This window comes from Micromonospora sp. NPDC005163 (assembly GCF_053599835.1).
In genome coordinates, this window is sequence record NZ_JBSFYP010000005.1 from 81216 (window position 1) to 102393 (window position 21178).

Annotated in this window: 17 protein-coding genes and 1 pseudogene; 16 read left to right on the forward strand and 2 right to left on the reverse strand. The window is 72.2% G+C overall.

Annotated elements, in window-relative coordinates; genetic code table 11:
* Positions 1-44: 44 nt before the first annotated feature.
* Positions 45-1947 (forward strand): annotated as a pseudogene (gene dnaG / locus ACWD6N_RS06375) (DNA primase).
* A complete protein-coding gene (locus tag ACWD6N_RS06380) occupies positions 1947-2483 on the forward strand; it encodes a hypothetical protein (RefSeq protein WP_354965549.1) in 537 nt (178 codons plus the stop codon). The pseudogene dnaG and the gene ACWD6N_RS06380 overlap by 1 nt, the downstream one beginning before the upstream one ends.
* 39 nt (positions 2484-2522) lie before the next feature.
* Here the strand turns inward: ACWD6N_RS06380 and ACWD6N_RS06385 are convergent, their stop codons facing one another.
* The gene (locus tag ACWD6N_RS06385; protein ID WP_354965548.1) at positions 2523-3542 is read right to left on the reverse strand and encodes a TAXI family TRAP transporter solute-binding subunit; all 1020 of its coding nucleotides are present in this window, start codon (positions 3540-3542) and stop codon (positions 2523-2525) included.
* A complete protein-coding gene (locus ACWD6N_RS06390; protein ID WP_450004528.1) occupies positions 3539-5824 on the reverse strand; it encodes a TRAP transporter permease in 2286 nt (761 codons plus the stop codon). Before ACWD6N_RS06390 ends, ACWD6N_RS06385 begins: the two co-directional genes overlap by 4 nt.
* 144 nt (positions 5825-5968) lie before the next feature.
* Between ACWD6N_RS06390 and ACWD6N_RS06395 the strand changes: the two genes are divergently transcribed.
* The 14 genes from ACWD6N_RS06395 to ACWD6N_RS06460 all read left to right on the forward strand — a co-directional run bounded on the left by ACWD6N_RS06395 (position 5969) and on the right by ACWD6N_RS06460 (position 21164).
* Positions 5969-6901, forward strand: a complete 933-nt coding sequence (locus ACWD6N_RS06395) for an ABC transporter ATP-binding protein (RefSeq protein ID WP_450004529.1) — start codon at positions 5969-5971, stop codon at positions 6899-6901.
* Positions 6902-7029: 128 nt separating this feature from the next.
* Complete coding sequence (locus ACWD6N_RS06400) at positions 7030-7569, forward strand: hypothetical protein (RefSeq protein ID WP_354965545.1); 540 nt, start codon at positions 7030-7032, stop codon at positions 7567-7569.
* A gap of 222 nt (positions 7570-7791) precedes the next feature.
* Positions 7792-7968 (forward strand): DUF397 domain-containing protein, encoded by a 177-nt coding sequence (locus ACWD6N_RS06405; RefSeq protein ID WP_354965652.1) that lies wholly within the window; start codon positions 7792-7794, stop codon positions 7966-7968.
* A 217-nt stretch (positions 7969-8185) separates the two neighbouring features.
* Positions 8186-8986, forward strand: a complete 801-nt coding sequence (locus ACWD6N_RS06410) for an ABC transporter permease (RefSeq protein ID WP_354965651.1) — start codon at positions 8186-8188, stop codon at positions 8984-8986.
* Between the two features lie 9 nt (positions 8987-8995).
* On the forward strand, positions 8996-9805 hold the full coding sequence (locus ACWD6N_RS06415; RefSeq protein ID WP_354965544.1) for an ABC transporter permease: 810 nt from the start codon (positions 8996-8998) through the stop codon (positions 9803-9805).
* Between the two features lie 62 nt (positions 9806-9867).
* Positions 9868-10893 carry a YihY/virulence factor BrkB family protein gene (locus tag ACWD6N_RS06420; RefSeq protein WP_354965543.1) on the forward strand — a complete coding sequence of 342 codons (1026 nt, stop codon included), beginning with the start codon at positions 9868-9870 and terminating at the stop codon, positions 10891-10893.
* Positions 10894-11153: 260 nt separating this feature from the next.
* The gene (locus ACWD6N_RS06425) at positions 11154-12332 is read left to right on the forward strand and encodes an ROK family transcriptional regulator (protein ID WP_354965542.1); all 1179 of its coding nucleotides are present in this window, start codon (positions 11154-11156) and stop codon (positions 12330-12332) included.
* A 106-nt stretch (positions 12333-12438) separates the two neighbouring features.
* Entirely contained in the window at positions 12439-13986 is a 1548-nt protein-coding gene (locus ACWD6N_RS06430; RefSeq protein WP_354965650.1) for a sugar ABC transporter ATP-binding protein, read from the forward strand.
* Positions 13983-15110 (forward strand): ABC transporter permease, encoded by a 1128-nt coding sequence (locus ACWD6N_RS06435; protein ID WP_354965541.1) that lies wholly within the window; start codon positions 13983-13985, stop codon positions 15108-15110. Before ACWD6N_RS06430 ends, ACWD6N_RS06435 begins: the two co-directional genes overlap by 4 nt.
* A gap of 96 nt (positions 15111-15206) precedes the next feature.
* Positions 15207-16259 carry a substrate-binding domain-containing protein gene (locus ACWD6N_RS06440; RefSeq protein WP_354965540.1) on the forward strand — a complete coding sequence of 351 codons (1053 nt, stop codon included), beginning with the start codon at positions 15207-15209 and terminating at the stop codon, positions 16257-16259.
* A 53-nt stretch (positions 16260-16312) separates the two neighbouring features.
* A complete protein-coding gene (locus tag ACWD6N_RS06445; RefSeq protein WP_387323973.1) occupies positions 16313-17506 on the forward strand; it encodes a Gfo/Idh/MocA family protein in 1194 nt (397 codons plus the stop codon).
* 622 nt (positions 17507-18128) lie between these two features.
* Positions 18129-19295, forward strand: coding sequence for an inositol-3-phosphate synthase (locus ACWD6N_RS06450; protein ID WP_354965538.1), 1167 nt, complete (start codon positions 18129-18131; stop codon positions 19293-19295).
* The gene (locus ACWD6N_RS06455; RefSeq protein WP_354965537.1) at positions 19279-20148 is read left to right on the forward strand and encodes an SCO3242 family prenyltransferase; all 870 of its coding nucleotides are present in this window, start codon (positions 19279-19281) and stop codon (positions 20146-20148) included. The genes ACWD6N_RS06450 and ACWD6N_RS06455 overlap by 17 nt, the downstream gene beginning before the upstream one ends.
* On the forward strand, positions 20145-21164 hold the full coding sequence (locus ACWD6N_RS06460) for a sugar phosphate isomerase/epimerase family protein (RefSeq protein ID WP_354965536.1): 1020 nt from the start codon (positions 20145-20147) through the stop codon (positions 21162-21164). Before ACWD6N_RS06455 ends, ACWD6N_RS06460 begins: the two co-directional genes overlap by 4 nt.
* The last annotated feature ends 14 nt before the right edge of the window (positions 21165-21178 follow it).

Below are 21178 nucleotides of genomic sequence, written 5' to 3' on the forward strand. Positions count from 1 at the left end.
ACCGGCGTCCCCCGGCCGGCGCGTCGTCGGTCCGGCAGGGCAGGATGTACGCCGAGGGGGTGGCGCATGGCTGGGCGGATCCGGGACGAGGACATCGCACTGGTCCGGGAACGCTCCTCGATCGGGGATGTGATCTCCGAGACCGTCACGCTGAAGTCCGCTGGGGGCGGCAACCTCAAGGGCCTGTGCCCGTTCCACGACGAGAAGAGCCCGTCGTTCAACGTCTCCCCGGCCCGCAACGTCTGGTACTGCTTCGGCTGCGGAGCCGGCGGCGACGCGATCAAGTTCCTGATGGACGCCGAGCACCTCAGCTTCGTCGAGTCCGTCGAGCGGTTGGCCGGCCGCGCCGGCATCCAACTGCGCTACGTGGAGGACGACAAGGGCACCCCGCGCCCCCGTCCCCAGCAGGGCCAGCGCCAGCGCCTGGTGGCCGCGCACGCCGCCGCGGTCGAGTTCTACCGGGCGCAACTCAGCACCGCCGGCGCCCGGCCGGCGCGGGAGTTCCTGGCCCAGCGCGGCTTCGACCGGGCCGCCGCCGAGCGCTACGGCTGCGGCTTCGCGCCGGAAGGTTGGGACCTGCTCACCAAGCACCTTCGCCAGCAGGGCTTCACCCACCAGGAGCTGGTCACCGCCGGGCTGTCCCGAGAGTCCCGCTCCGGCACGCTGATCGACCGGTTCCGCCGGCGGCTGCTCTGGCCGATCCGCGACCTCGCCGGTGACGTGATCGGCTTCGGTGCCCGCAAGCTCTTCGACGACGACGACGGGCCGAAGTACCTGAACACCCCCGAGACGCCGATCTACAAGAAGTCGCACGTGCTCTACGGCATCGACCAGGCCAAGCGGGAGATCGCCAAGCAGGGCCGTGCGGTGATCGTCGAGGGTTACACCGACGTGATGGCGTGCCACCTGGCCGGGGTGACCACAGCAGTGGCGACCTGCGGCACCGCTTTCGCAGCGGACCACATATCTGTCCTGCGTCGGCTCCTGTTCGACAGCGACGAGGTGGCCGGCGAGATTATCTTTACCTTCGACGGCGATGCTGCCGGCCAGAAGGCCGCACTGCGCGCCTTCGAAGACGATCAGCGCTTCGTCGGGCGCACCTTCATCGCGGTCAGCCCGGACAACATGGACCCGTGCGATCTGCGGCTGGCCAAGGGTGACCTGGCGGTGCGTGACCTGGTCGCCCGCCGCGAGCCGCTGGTCGACTTCGCGCTGCGACACGTGATCAGCCGCTTCGACCTGGACACCGTCGACGGCCGGGTCGAGGCGATGCGCCACGCCGCGCCGCTGGTCGCGCGACTGAAGGACCGGGAGAAGCGCCCGGAGTACGTCCGCAAGCTCGCCATGGACCTCGGCATGGAGATCGAGCCGGTGCAGCGGGCGGTGCTCGCCGCCGCCAACACCCCGCCGCCCAACGCCCGGGACGCCGCACCCGCGGCCCGGCCCGCCCCGGCCCGCCCCGAGCCGGCGCTGGACAGCCCGCAGTCGATGGTCGAGCGGGAGGCGTTGAAGCTCGCTCTCCAGCAGCCGGTGCTGGCCGGGCCCATGTTCGACGCGGTCGAGGCCACCGAATACCGCCACCCGGTGCACGTCTCGGTGCGCGCGGCCATCGCGGCGGCCGGCGGGGCCGCGTCGGCGACCGGCGGCGCGGTCTGGATCGAGTCGGTCCGCGACGCCTGCGACGACCTGGCGTCCGCGGCGCTCGTCGGCGAACTGGCCGTGGAGCCGCTGCGGATCGACGGTGAACCGGACCCGCGCTACGTGTCGATCACGATGGCCCGGGTGCAGTTCGGGTCGGTGACGGCCCGGATCCGGGAGCTCAAGTCCCGGATCCAGCGCATCAACCCGGTCAACAACAAGGACGAGTACTTCGCCGCCTTCGGCGAACTGCTGTCTCTGGAGCAGCACGCGCGGGCGCTGCGCGAGCAGGCCGCAGGAGGGCTCTGATGGGACTGTTCAGCCGCAAGCCGAAGCTTCCCCCGGCCGACCGGCCGCCGCTGACCGCCGACGAGCGGGTGCTGGCCTGGGCGGCGGCGGGCAACGGCGAGGGCGACGGGGTGGTGGTGGCCAGCAACCTCGGGTTGTGGCTGCCCGGCCGCGGGCACCGGCTCGGCTGGCACACCATTCTCAAGGCGGTCTGGTCCGGCCGGGAGCTGACCGTCACGCCCGCCGAGACCCTCGTCGAACGCGACGGCTACACGGTGGTCACCGACGGGCCGGCCGAGACCTACCTGCTGCTCGACCCGGGCGAGCTGCCGCACCAGGTGCGGGCCCGGGTGACCCGCTCGGTCGCGTACACCGAACACCACCCGGTGCCCGGCGGCGCGGCCCGGGTCGCGGCCCGGCGCGTGGCCGGGGTGGACGGTCTGACCTGGACCGTCCGCGTCGACCCCGGCACCGCGCCGGACGACGACGACCTGCTCGCCGCGACCGACCGCCTGATCACCGTCGCCCGCGCCGCCACCGCACCTGTCGACGGCTAGCGGTCGGGCGGCCACTGACCGCCCGACCCCGCCCCCCGGTCAGTTGGCGCCGAGACCCTCCAGCGCCTTGGCGGCACCGCGGTGCAGCGGAACCGGCTCGGTCTTGCGGGCGTTCTCCAGGGAGATGCCCTTGGCCGCCGGGTTGGCCTGGGCGAGGGCGTCCCGCTTGTCGAACACCGTCCGGGTGATCGCGCAGGCGACGTTGGCGTCCAGGTCCTTGCGGACCAGCAGCACGTTCGGCACGACGATCGTCGGGGTGTCCGCCGCCGTCTTGTACGCGTCCCGGCCGATCGTTCCGGCCTGGTAGGCGGGGCTCAACTCGTTCATCTTCGGCAGCAGGGGCGCGATGTCGATGAACTTCACCGTGTCGCCGGCGGTGGTGAACAGGTCGGTCAGGCCGCCGGTGGGCAGGCCACCGGACCAGAAGAAGCCGTCGACGCTGCCGTCCTTCATGCCCTCGACCGTCTTGGCCAGGTCCAGGCGCTGCGCACGGATGTCCTTGGCCGGATCGAGGCCCGCGGCCTCCAGCAGCCGGTTGGCGATCACCTCCGTGCCAGACTTCGGGGACCCGGTGGAGATCCTCTTGCCCCGCATGTCGGCCACGGAGCCGATCTGGGCGCCGTTGCGGACCACGACCTGGGTGTAGTTGTCGTAGATGCGCGCGAGCGCCTCGACCGGCTGCGGCGCGGTGAAGCTCCCCTTGCCCTGAACCGCGTTGACCGCCGTGTCGAAGAGGGAGAACGCCACGTCGTACTGGCCGCCGACCAACTGCTCGACGTTCTGCACCGAGGCGCCGGTCTCCGCGGCGGTGCCGGTGAGCTTGCCGCCGGTCGCCCCGGACAGCTGCCCGGCCAGGGCGTTGCCGACCACGTAGTAGACGCCGGTCGCGTTTCCGGTGGCGATGCCCACCCGGGTCTCCCGGTCCACCTCACAGGTGACCTCGCTGGCCGCGTCGTCCTTGGCCGCGCCGCCCTGCTGGCCTCCGCACCCCGCCGCGCCGACCGCCACGAGGGCCACCACACTCAGGCCCGCCACGAGCCGTACGTCGATTCGTCTCACAGTTTCTCCTCCCGGAGGTTGGCTGGTGATCCGGCTCGCGGCCCGCCGGTCCGGCCGGCGGCTCCGCGTCGTACGAGCACCCCCGCCACCGCGACGGCGGCCAGTGCGGCGCCGACCGTGACCGGCACGGGTTCGAGCCAGAGCAGGGTGACCCCTGCGAGTGCGCCGAGCACGCGCTCCGGGGCGCCGGCGGGGCCGACGCCGGGCAGCCAACCGCCGGCGGCGACGGCGAGCACGGCCACGCTGAGCGCGACGACCACACCGGCGAAGGCGATCCGCCCCGCGCCGCCGATGCCGAGCAGCCCCAGCCCGGCCGGCGTGATCACGAAGGCGATCGGGGTCAGGTAGGCCGGCAGCGCGTACCGCAGGGTCTGCCACATGGTCGGCACCAGCCGGCCGCCGGTGACCGCCGCGGCGGCCACCGCGGCGAGCGCGGTCGGCGGGGACACCTCGGACAGGACCGCGAAGTAGAAGACGAACATCGCCGCGGCCGGCGCCGTCACGCCCAGGTCGAGCAGCGCCGGGCCGACGATCACCCAACCGATCACGAACGAGGCGGTGACCGGCACGGCCAGGCCCAGCAGGCTCAGTGCGACGGCCGCGAGCAGCGCGGTGAGCACCAGCACGAGGGTCGGGTCCGAGGTGACCGCCTTGGCCCCGCCGATCAGCAGCGCCGCCGCCTGCGGCCCGAGGCCGGTCTTCGTGGTGGTGGCGGTGATGATGCCGGCGGCGGCGCAGACGGCGGTCACCGCCAGCACCCCGCGTACGCCGGTGACGAAGGCGGTCACCAGCCGGGCCGGGGTGAGCTGGTGCGCCCGGTCCAGGAAGGAGAGCGCCACCGCCAGGAGGGTGGCGAGGACGACCGCCCTCGTCGCGGAGAAGCCGACGGCGAGAAGCACGACGATGGCGATCAGCGAGGCGAAGTGGTAGCCGAACCGGGCCAGCAGGCGCCGCGGCGAGCTGACGTCGATCACCACCGGGCGTACGCCGGAGCGCCGGGCGTCGATCTCCACGGCGAGCAGGATGCCGAGGTAGTACAGCACCGTCGGCACGGTGGCCCAGCCCAGCACCTGGAGGTACGAGACGCCGAGGTACTCGGCGATGATGAACGCCGCCGCCCCCAGGGTGGGCGGGGAGAGGATCGCGCCCACCCCGGCGGCGGCGAGCATGCCGCCGGCCCGCTCCGGGGGGTAGCCGGCGCGGCGCAGCAGCGGCCAGGTGACCGCGCCGATGCTCACCGTCGTCGCGGCGCCGGACCCGGAGACGGTGCCGAGCAGGAAGCCGGAGGCCACCGCCGTCCGTCCGGCGGCGGTGCGTGAGCGGCGGAACGCCGCCGCCGACAGATCGACGAAGAACCGCCCCGCTCCGGAGAGCTCCAGCACCGCGCCGTAGATGGTGAACAGCACGATGTACGAGGCGGCCACGTCCAGTGGTGTGCCGTAGAAGCCGCTGTCCGAGTTGTAGAACGCGTCGATCAACTGGCTGAAGTCGAGCCCCGAGTGCGCGACCGGCCAGGCCTGCGGCAGCAGCCCGCCGTAGTAGCCGTAGCCGAGGAACAGCAGGCAGACGGCGGGCAGGATCCACCCGGTGGCCCGCCGGCACGCCTCCAGCAGCAGGAGCAGCAGGACGGTGCCCATCACCAGGTCCATCGGCACGAGCAGGCCCTGCCGGTCGAGGAAGGCGTTGTAGCCGCCGCCGCCCGTACCGATGCTGATGGGCAGCACGGGGTAGAGGCAGCCGGCCACCGCCAGAGCGACCAGGGCCCAGTCCACCGCGGTGGGTCGCGCCGGCGCCGAATGTGGCAGGCCCGGCCCGACCGGTCCGTCGCCGCCGGTGCGGCGCAGCCGGGCCCGGAGCCGGGCCGCGAGCCGCAGGTCGGCCGGGTAGACCAGAAAGACCAGCGGCAGTACGCCCGCCAGAAAGAAGATCAAATAGTATTTGCTGCCCTGCGCGAGGGGGCGGAACACCTGCCAGAGGGCGAGCGCGCCGACCGCCAGCGCCGCCGCGGTGAGGAGCAGACCGGCCGGCCCGGACAACACCCGCCCCGGCTTCTCGTCCTCGAACTGGGCGGCCAGGTCCCGCGTCGCCCGTTCGGCGTCGGCGCGGGCGTCGTCGTCGACCCGCCCGGCCTGGTCGCCGCCGTCGGTCGCAGCGGGCGCGTCGGTCTCGGCCGCTCGTGGTCGGGGCGGTGCGCCGCCGTCGCCCGGTGTGGGCTCATCGGCGGAGGAGTTGGCCGGCTGTGCGGGTGGCGGCGAACCGTCGGGCGAACGGGTGGGCGACACGAGGGGACGATACACGTCGATCAAGCGACAGGTGGGGCATCGACATCCGTTTCGCCGGGTGCGGTCGAGGGTTGTGGCAGCGTCCTGTCGTCCCTGCCGGAATTTGCCTGGAGGGCTGTCGGACCCGGCGGCTAGGGTCGGGCGGTGACTTCGGGGCGACCACTGATTCAGGCTCGCGGGCTGGTGAAGCGGTTCGGCGACTTCACCGCAGTGGCCGGCATCGACGTCGAGGTGCGCTCGGGCGAGGCGTTCGGCTTCCTCAGGCCCAACGGCGCCGGCAAGTCCTCCACCATGCGGATGGTCGGCTGCATCTCCCCACCGAGCGGTGGCGAGCTGCGCATCCTCGACATGGACCCGGTCCGCGACGGGCCGGCGATCCGGGCCCGGCTCGGCGTCTGCCCGCAACTGGACAACCTCGACCCCGAGCTGACCGTCCGGGAGAACCTCACCGTCTACGCGCGCTACTTCGGCATCTCGCGGCGGGTGGCCCGGGAGCGGGCCGCCGAGCTGCTGGACTTCGTCCAGCTCAGCGAGCGGGCCGACAGCAAGGTCGAGCCGCTGTCCGGCGGGATGAAACGCCGGCTGACCATCGCCCGCGCGCTGGTCAACGACCCGGAGATCGTGCTGCTCGACGAGCCGACCACGGGGCTCGACCCGCAGGCCCGGCACCTGGTCTGGGAGCGGTTGTTCCGGCTCAAGCAGCAGGGCGTCACGCTAGTGCTCACCACGCACTACATGGACGAGGCCGAGCAGCTCTGCGACCGGCTGGTGGTGATGGACGGCGGGCGGATCGTCGCCGAGGGCTCACCCCGGGCGCTGATCGAGCAGCACTCCACCCGCGAGGTGGTGGAGCTTCGCTTCGCCGCCGAGTCGCAGGAGCCGTTCGCCGGCAAGCTCGACGGGCTGGGGGAGCGGGTCGAGGTGCTGCCCGACCGGGTCCTGCTGTATGTGCCCGACGGCGACGCGGCGGTCGCCGAGGTCGCCGCGCTGGGGCTCAGCCCGGCCAATGTGCTGGTGCGGCGCAGTGGCCTGGAGGACGTCTTCCTGCACCTGACCGGCCGCACCCTGGTCGACTGACCCGATTGGGCGCCCGACGAACGGGTCAGATGGCGGATGACCGGAGGTGCGCTGCCGGAGTGATCTTGCGTAGCATCGGCGCCCGGGTCGGCATGTCCGCCCGACCCGGAGTTGACCACGGGGGTTTCATGTCCGACGTACAGACCAACAGCCGGCATCAGGCCGGGCTGACCGCCCTCTACCTGGGCATCTTCGCGATGGTCTGGTTCAGCGTGCCCGCCGCGGAGCAGCCGTTGCGTGCCCTGCTGGTGGTGGGCAGCATCGCGGCACTGCTCACCGCCGTGGTGGGCGTCGTGCTGTCGGCCCGCACCCGGGGCGCGGGCGGCCCTCGGGACCGGGCGACCGACCGTCGGTACCTGCTGATCGTGGTCGCGGAGTTCGCCGCCGCCGGGCTGGGCGCCGCCGTGCTCGCCGCCGCCGGCTGGTCCGAGTACATCCCGGTGCTGGTCTGCGCCGTGGTCGGGCTGCACTTCTTCCCGCTCGCCCCGCTGCTGCGGGACCCGCTGCTCCGGCCGCTCGGTGTCGCGCTGTGCGTGGTGGCGGTGGCGGGCCTCGTCACCGCGCTCGCCTCGGCGGTGTCCGCCGGTCTGGTGGTCGGCACCGGCGCGGGGCTGCTGCTGCTCGGCTACGCCGTCCAGGCGCTGACCCGCGCGTACCGCCCGGTGTGACCGGCCCGCGCTTCGCCGCCGAGGTCGACACGGTCCGATCGTTGACGGTTCAGCAGCAGCCTTTCCCGCGTGTCGAGCTGTTGAGCCGCCAACGATCACGGCTCAACGGGCTCTGGCCCAGGTGAGGAATCGGTCGCTGAGTCGGTCGTGACCGGCCTGGCCGGCGAGGTCCCCGGCCGCCTCGTAAAGCAGCGTGGCGAGGTAGATGAGCAGGCCGATCCGATCCTCGCGGTATTCGCCGAGCAGCGACAGACGGGCTGGGAAGCAGGGCCACGCGGCGCCGACAACCTTCCCGCGCTGGTGGCCGTGCGCGACTCCAAGGATCCGACCGGCCCGGTGCTGGCCTTCACGCCCGATGCCTGGCGCGCGTTCGTCGGGTCCGACGTCGTTCGCCGGTAGATAGCGGCCACGCCGTTCCGATCCGCTCCTAGATCCACTCGGCTTCCGGGAAGTCGGGGTGTCGCGGCGGCTTTGACGCCCCGACATCCTGAAAGCCGTGTCGATCATCGGGCCGAAACCCGGGGGACAGGTCGGCGGATGTCGCCGTAGGGTGACCGGCGGCCTGTCGTACCCCCGGGGTAGGAAGGTCGGTGTGGCGGGGGTGGTCGTGGTGAGCGTGGCGGGTTCGGCGCGGGAGCGGGCTCGGCCCGCGCTGCCACGGGTGCCGGCGCTCGCCGTGTTCGACTACTTCCTGGTGGGTTACCGGCGCACCTGGCGGGCCGGGGTGTTCTCCTCGTTCCTGCTGCCGGTGCTGACCGTGCTCGGCTTCGGGCTGGGCGTCGGCGCCTACATCGACCAGGGCGTCGGCGGGGTGCGCTACCTCGACTGGCTGGTCCCCGGGCTGATCGCCTCGACCGCCCTCCAGGTGACCGTCGGCGACTCGACGTGGCCGGTGTTCAGCAACTTCCGGTGGATCAAGACGTACTTCGCCCAGAGCGCGGCGCCGCTGCGGGTGGCCGACGTCCTGGCCGGGCACCTGGCCTTCGTGATGTTCCGGGTGCTCACCACGATCGCGGCGTTCCTGTTGGTCACCGGGCTGTTCGGGGCGTTGCGCTCACCGTGGGCGGTGGCCACCCTGCCGGTGGTGGCGCTGCTCGGGCTTGCCGTGGCCGCACCGACCTTCGCGTACGCCGCCTCGGTGACCAGCGACAGTTGGCTGGCGATGCTGTTCCGGTTCGCGGTCATCCCGATGACGCTGTTCGCCGGGGTGTTCTTCCCGGTCGAGTCGCTGCCCGAGGCGCTGCGCTGGCTGGCGTACGGGACACCGCTGTGGCACGCCGTCGACCTCTGCCGTGCGGCCACGCTCGGCGTCGCCCCACAGTGGTCGATCGCCGGGCACCTGCTCTACCTGGCGGCCTGGTCACTCGCCGGCTGGCTGTTGGCGCTGCGCGCGTTCCGTCGCAAGCTCATCGTCTAGGGAGTTGTCGTGGTCACGCTGACCCTGCCTCGGCTGGTCGACGTCTCCGCCGCGTCCCGGCGGTCGGCGTCGGTGGTCGAGCGCAACGTCGCGGCGCTGAAGTCGGTCTACTGGCTGCTGCTGCTCTCCGGCTTCGTGGAGCCGCTGCTCTACCTGCTCTCGATCGGGGTGGGCGTCGGCACGCTGGTCGGCGACCTGCCGCTGCCCGACGGGCGGCTGGTCTCGTACGCCGAGTTCGTGGCCCCGGCGATGCTCGCCTCCTCGGCGATGACCGGGGCGCTCGCGGAGACCACTTTCAACTTCTTCGGCAAGATGAAATACATGAAGCTGTACGACGGGGTGATCGCCACCCCGGTACGGCCGTTCGAGATCGCCCTCGGCGAGTTGGGCTGGGCGATGCTGCGGGGCAGCGCCTACTCGGCGGCGTTCCTCGGTGTGATGGTCGCGCTGGGCCTGACCAGCGTCGCCCGGGCGCTGACCGCGCTTCCGGCGGCCGTGCTGGTCGGGTTCGCCTTCGGTGCGCTCGGCATGGCGCTGTCCACCTTCATGCGCAGCTGGCAGGATTTCGACCTGATGGGCTCCGCCCAGTTCACCCTCTTCCTCTTCTCCGGCACGTTCGTGCCGGCCCAGGCCTACCCGGCCCTGCTGCACTGGTTGATCGAGGTCACGCCGCTCTACCGGTCGGTGCACCTGATCCGCGGCGTCGCGCTGGGCACCGGCGGCTGGCTCTGGCTGCTCGACGTGCTCTACCTGCTGGCGATGATGGCGCTCGGCCTGTTGGTCGCTTCCCGCCGGATGGGCAGGTTGCTCTACCGGTAGGGGTTACGCGCCGCCCTCCTCGGGGCATGTCGGAGGCGACACCACGACGATGAGGAGGGGCGATGGCCTCCGACCAGTCTTCCGTTGGCAGTGGGCCTGACCGTGACCCGGCCCGTGGGCCGGTCGGCCCGGACGAGGGGCCGGACAGCCCCACCGACCTGCCCGGCAGCGGCTGGAAGGCGGCGCTGCGCCGCACGGTCACTGAGTTCCAGGACGACAGTCTGACGGACTGGGCGGCCGCGCTGACCTACTACGGGGTGCTGTCCATCTTCCCCGGGCTGCTGGTGCTGATCTCCATCCTCGGCCTGCTCGGCCCGGCCGCCACCCAGGGTGTCGAGGACACCGTCAAGCAGGCGGTGCCCGAGGGAAACATTCAGCAGATCATCACGGACGCGATCACCCAGGCGGGTGACAACGGCGGGCTGGCGAGCATCGCCGCGATCATCGGTCTGCTGGCCGCGTTCTGGTCCGCGTCCGGGTACGTTGCCGCGTTCATGCGCGCCTCGAACACCATCTACGACGTGCCGGAGGGACGGCCGATCTGGAAGACGCTGCCGATCCGGGTCGGCGTGACCGCGGTGATCGGCGTGCTGCTGCTGGCCTGCGCGGTGATCGTGGTCTTCACCGGGCGCCTGGCCGAACTGGTCGGAAACGCGATCGGGGTGGGTTCGACGGCGGTCACGGTGTGGAACGTCGCCAAGTGGCCGGTGCTGCTGATCCTGGTCAGCCTGATGTTCGCGATCCTGTACTGGGCCTCGCCGAACGCGCGGCACGGCGGCTTCCGCTGGGTCAGCCCGGGTGGCGTGCTTGCCGTGGTGATCTGGCTGGTGATCTCCGGCCTGTTCGCCTTCTACGTGAGCAACTTCGGCTCGTACGACAAGACGTACGGGACGCTGGCCGGGGTGATCATCTTCCTGGTGTGGCTCTGGCTGAGCAACATCGCGATCCTGCTGGGCGCCGAGTTCGACGCGGAGCTGGAGCGCAGCCGGGCCATCTCGGCGGGCCACTCGGCCGACGAGGAGCCGTACGTCGAGCTGCGCGACGACCGCAAGCTGAGGAAGAAGCGGAACGCCGCGGGCCGTCGCTGACCACTCCCGCCGACCGCCCCGCCACCTGGGTGTCAGGTGGCGGGGCGGTGGCGTGTCCGGCGACGGCACATTGGGCGAGCGGACCCGGGCGCGGAGCGACCCTTTTCTTGATCGACTAGTAGCTTTTGTTCGCATGGACAAAAGTTGGGATCAGAACGGCTGAAGCTCTGGACAGGCGGCACGGAACGCTCCTACTGTGTCGGACACGACACATCGGCATTGCGCCGATGTGAACGAGTCCAATGAAGAGGTGAGTCCGGGTGCGGACCGTCGACCCCCTGCACGTCCGCCTGTTGCGGTTGCTCCGCGACGAGGGGGCCGTGTCCCGGGCCGAGCTGGCCGACCGGCTCCAGATGCCCCGCCCGCGGCTGTTGGCCGAGCTGGATCGACTGGTCGCGTTGGGCTACGTCGCTGAGGCCGGGCTGGCCGCCTCCCGGGGCGGACGTCGCTCCACGCTGGTCGAGCTGAACCCGAAGCTGCGGTTCGCGGCCGTCGACCTGGGCGCCAGCTCGATGGACGTCGAGGTGGTCAACGGCCGCCTCGAACCGGTGGCGCACTACGCCGAAGCCGCCGACATCCGCAACGGACCGAAGGTGACCCTGCAACGGGTCAACGAGCTGCTGCAGAAGGCCAAGGTCGACGGCGCGTACGAGCGGCTGGACGCGGTGGGCATCGGTGTGCCCGGCCCGGTCAGCTTCCGCGACGGCGTCCCGGTCTCGCCGCCGATCATGCCCGGCTGGGACCGGTTCCCGGTGCGCGAGCTGCTCAGCCGGGAGCACGGCTGCCCTGCGGTGGTCGACAACGACGTCAACATCATGGCGATCGGTGAGCGACACGGCGGGGTGGCCCACTCGGTGGACGACTTCCTCTTCGTGAAGATCGGCACCGGAATAGGGTGCGGGATCTACCTCACCGGCGAGGTCTACCGGGGCACCGACGGCTGCGCCGGGGACATCGGCCACATCCAGGTCGACGCGCACGGCCCGATGTGCTCCTGCGGCAACGTCGGCTGCCTGGAGGCGTTGTTCAGCGGCGCCGCGCTGGCCAAGGACGCCACCGCCGCCGCCCGCAGCGGGGTGTCGCCGGCGCTGGCCGAGCGGATGGCCATGCGCGGCGTGGTGACCGCTCTCGACGTCGCCGAGGGCGCCGTCGAGGGGGACGTGACCTGCATCCAGCTGATTCGTGACGGCGGACGGCGGGTCGGTGGGGTGCTCGCCGGCCTGGTCAGCTTCACCAACCCGTCGATGATCGTGATCGGCGGCGGGCTGGCCCAGCTCGGGCACATCCTGCTCGCCGAGATCCGCAGCGTCGTCTACCGCCGATCGCTGCCGCTGGCCACCGGAAACCTGCCGGTCGTGCTGTCCGAGCTCGGCGGTCGGGCCGGCGTCGCCGGCGCGGCGGTGCTCGCCAGCGACGTCGCGTTCGCGGAGGCCACATGAGCCCGCAGTCGCAAGCCGGAGAACCGTCGTGAGCGAGGAGGAGACCGTGGCCCAGTCCGAGGAGAACGTCGCCACCGAGCCGACGGACACCGGCACCGACGCGCCGTTGATCGAAGCCCCCGCCGACACCGTCGCCGGTGAGGTCGTCCTGCGCCTGACCGACGTGGTCAAGACCTTCCCCGGCGTACGCGCCTTGGACGGCGTGCAGCTGGAGGTACGCGCGGGCGAGGTGCACTGCCTGCTCGGGCAGAACGGCGCCGGCAAGTCCACCCTGATCAAGGTGCTGTCCGGCGTGCACCAGCCGGACTCCGGCGAGGTCGAGTGGCGCGGCGAGCAGGTCACCTTCGCCAATCCGCAGGCCGCCATGCGCGCTGGCATCGCGACCATCTACCAGGAACTCGACCTGGTCGAGGATCTCTCGGTGGCGGAGAACGCCTTCCTCGGCCACGAGCACCGCAGCTTCGGGTTCGTCCGGCGCGGCCGGATGGCCCGGCACACCCGGCAGATCCTCGGCCGGCTCGGCCACGGCGAGATTCCGCCCGGGCGGATGGTCCGGGCGCTGCCGGCCGCCGGCAAGCAGATCGTCAGCATGGCGCGGGCGCTGTCGCACGAGGCCCGACTGATCATCATGGACGAGCCGAGCGCGGTGCTGGCCCACGACGAGGTCGGCAACCTGTTCCGGATCATCCGCGAGCTGACCGCACAGGGCATCGCGGTCATCTACATCTCCCACCGCCTGGAGGAGATCCGCGAGATCGGCGACCGGGTCACCGTACTCAAGGACGGCCGGACCACGGCGGCGAACCTGCCGGCACGCGACACCCCGACCCGTGACCTGGTCAGCCGGATGACCGGCCGGACCATCGAGTACGTCTTCCCGGACCGGCCGACCGACGACACGGTCGGCGCCGAGCTGCTCCAGGTGGAGGGGCTGACCCGTCCCGGCGAGTTCGCCGACGTCTCACTCGACGTCCGCGCCGGGGAGATCGTCGGCATCGCCGGCCTGGTCGGCTCCGGCCGCTCCGAGCTGCTGGAGACCATCTACGGCGCCCGCGCCGCGGAGGCCGGCACGGTCCGGATGGCCGGGCGGGTGCTGCGTCCGGGCAGTGTCGGCGCGGCGGTGCGGGCCGGCATGGGGATGGCCCCCGAGGAGCGAAAGAGCCAGGCGCTGCTGCTCGGTGAACCGATCTACCGCAACGTCACGCTGGCCACCTTCGGCCGGTACGCGCGGCTCGGCTTCACCGACGCCGCCAAGGAGCGGGCCGAGGCCGACCGGATCGCCGAGAGCCTGGAGCTGCGGCCCCGGGACGTCGGCCGGCCGGTGCGCACCCTCTCCGGCGGCAACCAGCAGAAGGTGGTGGTCGGGCGCTGGCTGCTCGGCGGCACCAGGCTGCTGCTGCTCGACGAGCCCACCCGGGGCGTGGACGTGGGCGCCCGGGCTGAGCTCTACCAGGTCATCCGGGCGTTGGCCGCGCAGGGCGTCGGGGTGCTGCTGGTCTCCAGCGAGGTGCCCGAGGTGCTCGGCCTCGCCGACCGGGTGCTGGTGATGCGGGAGGGTCGGGTCGTCCGCGAGGCCCCGGCCGGCGAACTCGACGAGAACACCGTGCTCGACCTCGTGATGGCGGGGTCCCTGATGGAAGGCGCACCGGCATGAGCGACGCGACTCCCACTCCCACCGCGACACCGGAGCGCCCGCAGCTTCCTGCGCAGTCTCCGCCGGTGGACCCGGCGGAGACGGCGGCGGCCGGCGACACGACGGCATCCAGGGGCCGGCTCTCCTGGTGGCGGGGTGAAAACGGCGACGGCGTCAAGCGCAACCTCGGTCTGATCGGGGTGCTGGCCGCGCTCATCCTGGTCGGCGCGATCACCAAGCCCGACCTCTACGACGACCCGACCTGGGTCTGGAACAACATCCTGGCCATCCTTCAGCTGGCCTCCGTCGTCGGCGTGGTCACGGTCGGCATGACCTTCGTGATCATCGGCGGCGGGATCGACCTGTCGGTCGGAGCGATCGTCGCGCTGGCCGGCGTCTGGTGCACGACGGTGGCCACCCAGAGCTACGGCGCCGGCGGCATGATCTTCACCGCCATCGTGGTCGGCATCTGCGTGGGTCTGGTCAACGGCGTGCTCATCTCGTACGGGCGGCTGGTGCCGTTCATCGCGACGCTCGCGATGCTGGTGGCCGCTCGCGGGCTCGCGGCATCGATCTCCAACAAGCAGACCCAGGTGTCCAGCAGCACCTTCATCAACGACATCGCGGCGCGCAAGGTGATCGGGATTCCGATCCTGGTCTACATCCTCGGCGCGGTGGTGGTGGCCGGGTGGATCCTGCTCAACCGGACGACCTTCGGTCGGCGGACCATCGCGGTCGGCGGTAACCCGGAGGCCGCGCGGTTGGCCGGTATCAACGTCCGCCGGCACACCATGCTGCTCTACGCGCTCTCCGGCCTCTGCTGCGGCATCGCGGCCATCATGCTCACCTCCCAGGCCACCTCGGCCCAGGCGGCGATGGCCAACCTCTACGAGCTGGACGCGATCGCCGCCGCGATCATCGGCGGGACGCTGCTCAGCGGTGGCCGGGGCACTATCGTCGGCTCACTGCTCGGCGTGATCATCTTCGCCACGATCACCAACCTCTTCGCCATCAACGGCCTCTCCATCGAGGCGCAGAACATGGTCAAGGGCGGCATCATCGTCGCCGCCGTCCTGGTCCAGCAGTTCCAGTTCAAGTCCTTCACTCGGCTCCTCGCGCGGAACAGGCTCACCACCACAACCTGACGCACCGCACGTTGTTCCTGGCGACGTCGAGATATTCGACAGTGGCCGGACCTCGCACACCCTCAACAACTCCATTCCCGTTCCCAGGAGGTCGGCATGACCCAGCACAGTCGCGACCTGTCGCGCCGTCGGTTGCTTTTCGGTGGGGCCGCCGTCGGCGCCGCCACCCTGCTCACCGCCTGCACCAGTAACGAGACCCCGGCGGCGAGCACGCAGACCAAGGCCGCCGGTGACGGCGCCGGCAACAACGCCCCGGGCAAGAAGGTCGTCATCGGCTTCTCCGCCCCGGCCGCCGACCACGGCTGGATGGGCGCGATCCACGCCAACGCCAAGGCGCAGGCCGCCGCGTACTCCGACGTCGAGCTCAAGGAGGTCGACGGCGGGACGACGTCGGAGGCGCAGCGCTCCACGCTCGGCACGCTGATCGCACAGAAGCCGGACATCATCGTCGTGCTGCCGCACGACGGCAAGGAGGTCAACGCGGTCGCTCTCCAGGCGATGCAGGCGGGCATCCCGATCGTCAACCTCGACCGGGTCTTCCCCGACGCGCTGGCGTCGCGGCTGGTCATCAAGGGCGACAACTACGGCATGGGCGTGTCCGCCGGGCACTTCATCGGCAAGCAGCTCAAGGACAAGGGCGTCACCAACCCGGTCATCGGTGAGATCGCCGGTCTGGAGATCCCGCTGACCGTCGAGCGCAGCGCGGGCTTCACGGCGGCCCTGGCCACCTACGGCTTCAAGGTGAACAACCGCCGTTCGGCCGAGTTCACCTCGGACAGCGGCCAGCGCGAGGCGGCTCAGCTGCTCCAGGCGCTGCCCAAGATCGACGCGATCTGGAACCACGACGACGACCAGGGCATCGGTGTCCTTGCCGCCATCAAGCAGGCCAACCGCTCCGAGTTCTTCATGGTCGGCGGCGCGGGCTCGAAGCTTGCGATCGACGCGATCAAGGCCGACAACAGCGTGCTCAAGGCGACGGTCACCTACAACCCGTCGATGGCCTCGTCGGCGATCTCGCTCGCCCGGCTCATCGCGCAGGGCCGGGGCCTGGGCGACTTCACCGAGCTGCAGGTGCCCAAGGAAGTGACCCTCGCCTCGGAGACGATCACCAAGGAGAACGCGAGCAGCTACGAGAAGCTCGGGTTCTGACACACGGGGGGAGACCCACCTTGTCCACGACAGACAGAGAACTGCGGGTCGGCATGGTCGGCTACGCGTTCATGGGCGCCGCGCACTCGCAGGCGTGGCGCACCGTGAACCGCGTGTACGACCTGCCGGCGCGGGCCCGGATGGCGCTGATCTGCGGCCGGGACACCGGGAAGGTGGCGGACGCCGCCGACCGGCTCGGTTGGGACGCGTACACCACGGACTGGCGTGACCTGATCAGCCGGGACGACATCGACGTGGTCGACGTCTGCACCCCGGGTGACAGCCACGCTGAGATCGCCCTCGCCGCGTTGGCCGCCGGCAAGCACGTGCTGTGCGAGAAGCCGTTGGCCAACACGGTGGCCGAGGCGCGGGCGATGGCCGCCGCGGCGGACACCGCCCGGGCAGCCGGGGTGCGGTCGATGTGCGGGTTCAACTACCGCCGGGTTCCCGCGGTCACGATGATGCGCCAGCTCGTCGCCGACGGACGACTCGGGGTGATTCGACACGTCCGAGCGACGTACCTGCAGGACTGGATCGTGGACCCGCAGTTCCCGCTGGTGTGGCGGTTGCAGAAGGACAGGGCGGGCTCCGGGGCGCTCGGCGACATCGGCGCGCACATCATTGATCTGACCCAGTTCGTCACCGGCCAACGGATCACCGGTGTCAGCGCGGTCACCGAGACCTTCGTCAAGGAGCGGCCGTTGCCGGCCGGGTCCAGCGGGTTGGCGGCCTCGGTGGACGGCGGCGGGTCGGCCGACGGCAACGCCTCGGCCACCGGTGCGGTCACCGTCGACGACGCCGCGGTCTTCGTGGCCCGGCTCGACGGTGGCGCGTTGGCCACGTACGAGGCGAGCCGGTTCGCCACCGGCCGCAAGAACGCCCTGCGTGTCGAGATCAACGGCTCGCTGGGCACCGTGGTCTTCGACCTGGAACGCCTCAACGAGCTGGAGTTCTACGACGCCACCCGGCCCAGCGTGGAACAGGGTTTCAGCCGCATCCTGGTGACCGAGGGGGAGCACCCGTACATGTCGGCGTGGTGGCCGCCCGGCCACATCATCGGCTACGAGCACTCCTTCACCCACCAGATGCGCGACTTCATCGAGGCGGTCGCCACCGGCGTCGACCCGGCTCCCTCCTTCGCCGACGCGTTGCAGGTCCAGCTCGTGCTGGACGCGGTGACCCGTTCGGCGGAGATCGGCTCCTCGTGGACCGAGGTGCAACCGGCGCTGGCCGCGGTGGCCGTCTGACCTCTGACCATCCGCGATGGTGGTGTTCGCGCCGCCATCGCCCGACCGGCTTTCCGGAGTCGACCGGCGAGGGACCGGCCGCGGTTTGCGCCCCGCGGCCGGGACGAGGTCGGCACCGGAGGGCGTGCAGCCGGGCCGTACGGCCCGGTGGCGCACGAGCAGGACGGTCGTCCGGTGCGTCCGGACCGGGATTCCCCGGCCGCACCGGAGGACCGCCACCACCCCCGGCGATCCGGAGGACCTGATGGCACCGCCCGCCGCTGCCCCCACCCGTACCGCTTCCGCTCGCCGACGTCCGGCGGGCCGTACACCGGTCGACGATCCGGTGGGCACGGCGGCCTGAGACGTCCGGTCGGGGCACGCCGACGCCCCGGTCGGCCGGATGCGGGGGAGGCAGGGTCGAGACGCCGACCGACCCTGCCTACCAGCCCCGTCTGCCCGCACCCGTGCCGGAAGCCGGCCCGGCGTCGTCGCCGCCGACGCCGATGTCGGGATCCGGTGCCATCCCGGTGCGGGGCGGGCGGGCGGGGCCCATTCACCCAGGGCGTATCTTTTCGAGAAATATTCTGATATTCCTATATTTAGCTACACCGAGGGTTCCTCCTGAACGGGAAGGAGCACCATGCGTACGGGTGTCTGGTTGGTGGGTGCGCGCGGTTCCGTCGCGACCACCAGCATCGTCGGAGGGCTCGCGCTGCGAGCCGGCCTGGCCGGGCCGACCGGCTGCGTCACCGAGCTGCCGGAGCTGCGCGGCCCCGCCCTGCCGTCCTTCGCCGATCTGGTCTTCGGCGGGCACGACCTCGCCACCACCCCACTGTGCAAGCGGGCCGAGGCGCTGGCCGACAGCGGTGTCGTCCCCGGACGGCTGGTCGCCGCGCTCCCGGACGAGCTGGCCACCGTCGAGCGGGAGCTGCGCCCCGCGCCGGTCGGCGCCACCCAGGCCGACCGGGCCGCCGCCGTGGTGCGCGACCTCACCGCCTTCCGTGAGCGGCACGCACTGGACCGGGTGGTGGTCGTCAACGTCTCGGCCACCGAACCGGCTCCCGCACCGCATCCCGGGCACGCCGATCCGGAGGCGCTGCGCGTCGCCCTCACCGGCCCCGACGAGGTGCTGCCGTCCAGCTCCCTGTACGCGTACGCGGCGCTGCTGGCCGGCTGCCCGTACGTCGACTTCACCCCGTCCACCGGGCTGCGGCTGCCGGCGCTGACCGCGCTGGCCGAGCAGGTCCGGCTGCCGTACGCGGGGCACGACGGCAAGACCGGGGAGACCCTGGTCAAGTCGGTGCTCGCGCCGATGTTCGCGATGCGGAACCTGGCCGTGCGCTCCTGGTCCGGGGTCAACCTGCTCGGCGGCGGCGACGGCGCCACCCTCGCCGACCCGGCCGCCAACGCGGCCAAGGTGCAGAGCAAGCAGCGGGTGCTCGGCGAGACGCTGGGTTACCTGCCCCAGGGCGGCACGCGGATCGAGTACGTCGAGGACCTGGGCGACTTCAAGACCGCCTGGGATCTGATCACCTTCGCCGGCTTCCTCGGCACCGGGATGCGCATGGAGTTCACCTGGCACGGCTGCGACTCGGCGCTGGCCGCGCCGCTGGTGCTCGACCTGGCCCGGCTCACCGCCGCCGCGCACGCCGCCGGGCGCGTCGGGCCGCTGGCCGAGCTGGGCTTCTTCTTCAAGGATCCGCTCGGCACACCGACCCACTCGCTGGCCGAGCAGTGGACCCGGCTGGTCGACTTCACCCGCCAGTTGCACGCCGGCCGGGACGGTGCCCATGACCACGCTGGCTGACCTCGCCGAGCTGGTCCGGGCGCCGGCGGCGCTCTCGGTCCCCGGCGACGTGGTCGCCGGCGCGGCGGCGGCTGGCACGCTGGACCGACGTACCCCCGCCCTGGCCGGCGCCTCGGTGCTGCTCTACTGGGCCGGCATGGCCGCCAACGACTGGGCCGATCGGCGGTTGGACGCCGTCGAGCGGCCCGAGCGACCCATCCCCAGCGGTCGCGTCGCCCCGGCCGCCGCGGTCGGTCTCGCGGCCGGCCTCACCGCCGCCGGCCTGGGCCTGGCCGCCGCCGTGGGCGGTCGCCGCGCCGCCGCGCTCGCCGTGCCGCTGGCGGCCAGCATCTGGGGGTACGACCTGCTGGCCAAGAACACCGCCGCCGGGCCCGCCGTGATGGCCGCCTGTCGAGGGCTGGACGTGCTGCTCGGCGCGTCCGGCGGTCGGCTGACCCGGGCGCTGCCGGCGGCGGCGACCGTCGCCGCGCACACCTGGACGGTCACCGCGCTGTCCCGCCGCGAGGTCACCGGGGCCGACGCCGCGCTGCCACTGCGTACGCTGGCCGGCACCGCCCTGGTCGCCGCCAGCGCCGCCGCACCCGCCGGCCGGGCCCGGTCGGTCGGGCTCGTCGCCGCGCTGCCCGCGATACTGTCCGGCTGGTACGCCGCCCGCTACGGCGCGGCCCAGGCCCAGGTGGTCCGGGACCCGTCGGCCGGGCGGGTACGCGCCGCGGTCGGCGCCGGGATCACCGGACTGCCCGCCCTGCAGGGAGCGCTCACCGCGCGCGGCGGTGCCAGCCTGCTCGGGCTGGCCGTCGCCGCGGCGGCACCGCTGGGCCGGCGGCTGGCCCGGAAGGTCTCCCCGACATGACCGCCCCCCAGCCGCGCACCGCGCCGCCGGCCGCCGACGCTCGGACGCTGCGCCTCGGGTACGGCACCAACGGCTTCGCCAACCACCGGCTCGACGACGCGCTGGCCGTCCTCGCCGACCTCGGCTACGTCGGGGTGGCGCTGACGCTCGACCACGACCACCTTGACCCGTTCGCGCCCGGTCTCACCCGCCGGGTCGCGGCGGTGGGCCGGCGGCTGAACGCGCTGGGCCTCGCGGTGGTGATCGAGACCGGAGCCCGCTACCTGCTCGACCCGTGGCACAAGCACGCACCGACGCTGCTGCACGACGACCCGACCCGGCGGGTCGAGTTCCTGCGCCGGGCCGTCCGGATCGGCGCCGACCTGGGCGCGGAGGCGGTCTCCTTCTGGGCCGGCGTCCGGCCCGACGCGGTGCCGGCGCAGACCGCCTGGGACCGGCTGGTGGCCGGCTGCGCCACCGTGGTCGACGCCGCCGACGCCGCCGGTGTCACCCTCGGCTTCGAACCGGAGCCGGGGATGCTGGTCGAGGACATCGCCGGCTGGCGTCGGTTGCGCGCGGCACTCGGTGAGCCGGGCCGCTTCGGCATCACCCTCGACATCGGGCACTGCCGCTGCCTGGAGCCGTGGCCGGTGCCGCAGTGCGTTGCCGAGGTGGCCGCGCACCTGGTCAACGTGCAGATCGACGACATGCGCCGAGGCGTGCACGAGCACCTGGAGTTCGGCGGCGGCGAGATCGACTTCCCGCCGGTGCTGACGGCCCTGGCGCAGGCCGGCTACCGCGGGTTGGTCGCCGTCGAGCTGCCCCGGGACTCGCACGCCGCGCCCGCCGTGGCCGCCCGGTCGATCGAGTTCCTGCGCGCCGCCGCCACGACGGCGGCGGCCCGGAGCACCACCGCGATCGTGACGGCGACCGGCCGGCGCAGCGAGGACGAGGTGCCCACGGGCGCCCTTCGCTCTGCTTCAACGGACGCACCAGCGGCCGTCCGATATCCGGACAGTGGCCGTCGCGTGGAGTGAAGCAGAGCAAGGGG